Below are 6862 nucleotides of genomic sequence, written 5' to 3' on the forward strand. Positions count from 1 at the left end.
GAATATTAATAGGTAAAAGTCGTTCCATCTTTACCATCTTTTAATTGAATTCCAAGATTGGCTAGATTATCACGAATTTGATCAGACAAAACCCAGTTTTTATTCGCACGTGCATCATTTCGCATACCAATTAGCATTTCAATAACTCCTTCTAATTTTGCAGAACTATTACTTGTTGTCTTTTCATTTCTAATTCCTAAAACGTCGAAAATAAAAGTATGCAAGGTATTTTTCAATAGTTCTAAATCGGCATTAGTGATGGATGCTCTTTTATCATTCAATAAATTAGCAAAACGAATGCCCTCAAATAAATTAGCGATTAAAATTGGAGTATTAAAATCATCATTCATAGCTTCATAACATGCATTTTTCCAAGCCAACACATCAATCGAGGATTTATCTTGAACAGAAATTGTGTCAAGTAACGCCAAGCCTTCCATTAAACGATTAAATCCTTTTTCACTAGCCATCATCGCGTCATTTGAAATATCTAAAACACTACGATAATGCGCTTGCAAAAAGCAAAAACGTACGATATTGGCATTAAATGATTTTTCAAAAAAAGTATTTTCGCCTGTTAACAATTGCATAGGCAAGATATAATTCCCAGTGGTTTTACTCATACGCAACCCATTCATAGTTAACATATTGGCATGCATCCAATAATTAACTGGGGGGGTATCATTACAGCCTTTTCCTTGAGCTATTTCACACTCATGATGTGGAAATTTTAAATCCATACCTCCTCCATGAATGTCAAATCGATCTCCCAGATATTTGGTACTCATAGCAGTACATTCCAAATGCCAACCAGGAAAACCAGCACCCCATGGGGAATTCCATCTCATGATATGAGCAGGAGATGCATGTTTCCATAATGCAAAATCTTGTGGGTTTCTTTTTTCATTCTGACCATCCAAATCACGGGTATTCGCAATGAGTTCATCTATATTTCTATTATTTAACTCACCATAATTCAATCCCTTTTGGTTGTAGGCAATTACATCAAAATAAACCGAACCCTGACTTTCGTAGGCAAAGCCTTTTTTTATTAATTTTTGAATAAGCTCGATTTGTTCCACAATATGTCCTGTTGCGGTTGGCTCAATCGTTGGAGGTAGAAAATTAAAGAGGTTCAAAACATTATGGAAATCGACGGTATACTTTTGAACCACTTCCATAGGTTCTAATTTTTCCAATCGAGATTGTTTGACGAAACGATCGTTATTTACATCGCCATCATCAGTTAAATGACCTGCATCTGTTATATTTCTAACATAACGCACTTTATACCCTAAATGCAACAAGTAACGGTAAATCACATCAAAACTCATGAAGGTTCTTACATTACCTAAATGCACATGACTGTACACCGTTGGGCCACATACATACATCCCAATATTACCTTCTGTAATAGGAACAAAAGTTTCTTTTTCAGCTGTACTTGAATTGTAGATTTTTAGCGTATAATCGTTATATAGTTGCATTTTATGAGATATTTCTTATTAAAAATTTGTATCAAGTTTGATGTATTCTAAAAATTCTTTTCTTGTAGCTTCATCTTTGAATTTACCACCAAACTCAGCGGTTACAGTACTACTTTCAATATCTTTAATTCCTCTTGAATTCACACATAAATGTTTTGCATCAATAATACAAGCCACATCTTCCGTATTCAAAACGTTTTGCAATTCTTTTACTATTTGAATAGTTAATCGTTCTTGCACTTGTGGTCTTTTCGCATAATATTCTACGATTCTGTTCATTTTAGAAAGTCCAACTACGGTCCCTTTAGAAATATAAGCTACGTGCGCTCTACCTACTATAGGCAATAAATGATGCTCACACGTAGAGTAAACCGTGATGTTTTTTTCGACCAACATTTCATTGTACTTGTACTTATTGTCAAAGGTCGAAGAGCTTGGCTTTTTTGAAGGATTTAAACCTCCGAAGATTTCTTTGACAAACATTTTTGCCACTCTATTAGGTGTTCCTTTCAAGCTATCATCTGACAAATCCATACCAAGAGTTATCAGAATATTTTCGATATCTTTTTTAATAATCTCTATCTTTTCCTCGTCAGATTTATCGAAGGCATCTTTACGTAAGGGTGTTTGATCGCTAAAAGCAATATGATTGTTTCCTACTTCTTCGTTAAAGTCATTATTATGGGTCATTTTCTTTAATTTAATTTGCTTTTTTTGTCGACAAATATAATCAAATATTGCTTGAATAACAGTCCTTTTTTTTTTGCAAAAAAAGTTAAAAAACAAAAATTAACTTTAAATTTTGTTAAATATGTGTATATTTAGCTCCTTAAAAAAAAACCAACCATGCAAAAAAATACGTTATTTCTACTTTTAAGTATTCTGTTTTTCAACTTATTACAATCCCAAAATCTTGTTGTAAATGGTGATTTTGAATCTGGAGGTGTCGGTGTAGGCTTTAACATTAACAGCTCAGGATATACTTATTTAGCTGCTCCTACAGGAACTACTGCTGCGGGGAATTATGCATTTGGAGTAAATCCATACCCATACAATACTTCAAATTTTATTTCTGGTTTTGATCATACTACAGGAACTGGCACAGGAAAAATGATGATTATTGACGGAAGTACTGATGGAGGTAATCCAAGTTTTTGGAAAGCAGGAAATACTGGAGGAGGCATTTGCGGTTTAACGGTTGGAACCACTTATACTTTTAGTTTTTGGATAAAATCGATTTCTACTAATGTAACGGGCACTTCAACACAAGCTGATGTGAGAGTTGTTTTTAATAATGCAACAGTAGTCACTTCTCCAGCAAGTACTTTAGCCTCTCTACCTGCGGCAGGTTGGGTAAAAAAAACGTATACTATTACCCCTACTAATGCATGTGTCAATATTGAATTGAGAAATTACAATACTAATCCAGTTGGAAATGATTTTGCTATTGATGATATCACTCTAACGCCACCACCAGCTCCACTAGCACTAACCTATTCTTTTGTTAATTATAGTTGTGCAACAAGTAATGATGGAGCCATTGCTTTGTATGCAACAGGAGGAACTGCACCTTACACCTATTCGATAACAGGTCCTACAAGTGCCCCTTCTAATAATACTGGATTTTTTCCAAATTTAAGTGCTGGAACCTACACTGGAAGTGTTGTGGATGCCACGTCAACTACAGTTTCTGTAAACAATATAGTAATTAGTCCAGCAACTACAACAAATCCCTTAACAATATCTCCAAACACATCAGCTTGCCCAAATAGCCCAACAACATTAACTGTTTCTGGAGGCACTACATACAATTGGACCGCTTCTCCAACTGATGCCACCTTAACTACTCCAACTTTACCCACTATTATTGTTAGTCCTACTACAACAACAACTTATACGGCTACTTCAAGTGCAACAAGCACAAGCAACTTGATTTATAATGGAGATTTTTCTCTAGGAAATACAGGATTTTATACTGATTATCAATTCCTAAATCCAACTAACACAAGTGGATCTCAAAGAGCTTTTGGTGTGGTTACAAACCCAAGTAATTGGTATTCAACATTTTCAAATTGTACTGACCACACAGGTGGAGGCAAAATGATGGTAATTGATGGTTCTATATACAATTCTGGTAATGACAAAATTTGGTCACAAACCATACCAGTTGTAGCAAATCAAAATTACACTTTTTCTTATTGGATACAAAGTGTAACCAATACTAATACCGCTTCTATTGTCACAAAAATTAATGGGGTGACTATAGGAACCGGTGCGGCTCCTCTTGTTTCAACATGTGGTAACTGGACACAGTATACCTACACTTGGAATTCAGGAACGAATACACAAGCACTAATTAGTTTAAATGATACTAATGTAAATGCTGCTGGAAATGATTTTGCTTTAGATGATATATCCTTTACAACGAATACAACATGTAATGTTTCAAAATCGGTTCAAGTAAGCGTTATTCCCTTATCTATTACGGTTCCTAATAACCAAACAGCTTGTAATGGCGTAACTATCCCAACATTGAACTTTACTAGTAATATACCTGGTACCACTTTTAGTTGGACCAACAATAATCCTTTATTAACTATAGGTGCTTCTGGAAATGGAAGTAGCATCGCTCCAATTCTTGCTACAAACACCACATCATCTCCTATAGTTGCAACTATTACTGTTACTGGGTCATACAATGGTTGTACCAATGATATTAAAACTTTTACAATTACAATAAACCCCTCTCCAAGTGTAACGGTAAACAATATCCAAAAATGTACTGGAGATCAATCTCCAGCAACGATTACAGCCACACCTAGTACTCCTGGAACCTATTCTTACAGTTGGACAGTACCTGGAACAGCAACAAATCCTGGAAATGTTGCAAGTTTTAACGCTACTGTGGCTGGCAATTATTCAGTTGTTATTACAAATACCTCTACGGGATGTTCAAGTGCATCCTCTACGGGTACGTTTACCTATTTATTAAACTGTTGTCCAAATGATATTACAATTCCAATTCCTGCAACATTATGTACAAATAATAGTTGTACTACATTATCCGCGTCATATATTGATACAAAAGATACAACATCATACACTGTAAGTTCCATTCCTTACAACCCGGTAAATATTAACTCAGTTGGTGTAGCTGCAACGAACTTATGTATTCAGGATGATGCAGCATCAAGTCCGGTAACTCTGCCCTTTAAATTTAGTTATTATGGAAAATGTTATACGACGTTCCAAGTGACTACAAACATTTCTTTACGATTATTTAACGGCACACAACCTTTTCCTAATTGTGTAGCAGCATCTTTTCCTTGGGCCTATACTGCTCAGTTACCAGCATTAGCTGCCAATACCGCTTTTTTAAATTCTATTTTCTTCCCTATGCAAGACACTGACCCTAGAATTTCTGGTGGTCAATCTCCATCAACAGTTTCTATAAAATATGTTGTAACTGGTGTTGCTCCGTGTAGAAAAATGATTGTTAACGTAAGTGACATGGGACTTTACCAATGTAATCAGGGACAAGGACTACAAGAAAGTCAAGTTATTTTATATGAAAGCACTAATATAATTGATATAAATATTAAAAAACGAACTTCATGCACGGGTTGGAATAGTGGAAGTGGTGTGATTGGTTTAGTAAATGATACTGGAACTAGTGGAATTGCTCCCCCTACTAGAAATACAGGTACATGGACCGCAACTAACGAAGCTTGGCGTTTTACTCCTTCTGGAGCATCTCTATCTACTTTTCAATGGTTAAATGCAAGTGGTACTGTTATTGGAACAACTCCAAACATTTCCGTATGTCCTTCTACAACAACAACCTACACTGCTCAAGTTAAATATACAGAATGTAATAATCCTGGTCCGGCTACAATACGAACTGTAACCAAACCTGTTACCGTTGAAGTTTATCCTGATGATACTCAAAATCCGGTTGATATAACACAGTGTGCTCCAAATAATGTATTTAATTTGACTTCAAATGAACCTATAGTATTAGGTTCATTACCTTCAGGAAGTTACGATATTTCATACTACACTTCACAGGCTGATGCTCAAAATTCGGCCAATCCTATAGCTGATCCTGTTCATTATATTAGTACTGGACAAACTATTTATATGGCTTTACAAAGTTCTTCAAATATTTGTGTAAGAGTAAAAGCTTTTAACTTAGTTTACAATCCATGTACTCCTTGCCCTACTATTACAAATCCTATAGGAACACAAACCTTGTGTATTGGAGGAAATCCAACTCCATTTACAGTTACTACTACTTTTACTGGTGCTAATTCAATTTCTTATGTTTATTTTAATAGTGCACAAACAGGTTCTTCGATGTATTCAGGAGGTACACTTTTAGGTACAGCCACACCAAATGGTTCAGGAATTGCAAGCTATGATGCTCCTATTTTAGGAACCGCAGGCTCATTACCAAATATTGCGGGAACTTATTATGTTTATGCTATTGCGAATCCAGCCCCTTCAGATCCTACATGCAGACCTTACCAAGAAATCATTGTCACAGTAAATCCTATTCTATCTCCATCATTAAGTTGTGGAATAGGAACGGTTCATTCTGTTACTTTTAATTGGTTAGCTGTACCTAATGCAACTTCCTATACTGCAACATATACTATAAATTCAGGTACTCCAACAGCGGTTAGCAACATCAACAATGTATTAACTTACACCGTAAGCAGCTTAAATCCTAATGACTCTGTTTGTATCACTATAACACCTGTTGGTGGCTCTGGAACTTGTTTTGCTAGTAGTTCGTTATGTTGTACTGCAAATCCATGTATTCCTCCAACGGTTACCGTAAATAATTCAACGGTTTGTCAAGGACAATCGGCTACGGTAACAGCTACTCCTGGAACAGCAGGAACTTATTCGTATGCTTGGTCTGGGCCTTATACTACCAATCCTGGAAATGTAGCTTCCTTTACTACAACTATAGCGGGAACGTATACCGTTACCATTACTGATACTACAACGAACTGCTCTGGAACAGGTTCTGGAACGGTAACGGTTAATCCAAATCCAACGGTCACGGTTAATAGTCCAACCGTATGTCAAGGACAATCGGCTACGGTAACGGCTACTCCAACTCCTTCGGGAACTTATTCGTATTCTTGGTCTGGACCTTTTACTACCAACCCAGGAAACGTAGCTTCGTTTACCACAACCATAGCGGGAACCTATAGCGTGATTATTACTGATACTACAACGTCTTGTGTGAGTGCAAGTGCTTCTGGAACCGTAACGGTTAATCCAAATCCAACGGTAACGGTTAATAACCCAACCGTATGTCAAGGACAATCGGCTGCGATAACCGCGTCTCCATTGCCTGCCAC

Annotated in this window: 2 protein-coding genes and 1 pseudogene; 1 reads left to right on the forward strand and 2 read right to left on the reverse strand. The window is 36.3% G+C overall.

What is annotated here, in order from left to right:
* Positions 1-5: 5 nt before the first annotated feature.
* Positions 6-1487, reverse strand: coding sequence for a cysteine--tRNA ligase (gene cysS / locus CLV55_RS11660; protein ID WP_112113979.1), 1482 nt, complete (start codon positions 1485-1487; stop codon positions 6-8).
* An 18-nt stretch (positions 1488-1505) separates the two neighbouring features.
* The gene (gene folE / locus CLV55_RS11665; RefSeq protein WP_112113980.1) at positions 1506-2177 is read right to left on the reverse strand and encodes a GTP cyclohydrolase I FolE; all 672 of its coding nucleotides are present in this window, start codon (positions 2175-2177) and stop codon (positions 1506-1508) included.
* 156 nt (positions 2178-2333) lie between these two features.
* On the opposite strand from folE, the pseudogene CLV55_RS11670 reads away from it, so the two are divergent.
* Positions 2334-6862: pseudogene (locus CLV55_RS11670) on the forward strand (hypothetical protein); the annotation flags it as partial.

The organism is Flavobacterium aciduliphilum (assembly GCF_003268855.1).
GTDB classification, from domain to species: domain Bacteria; phylum Bacteroidota; class Bacteroidia; order Flavobacteriales; family Flavobacteriaceae; genus Flavobacterium; species Flavobacterium aciduliphilum.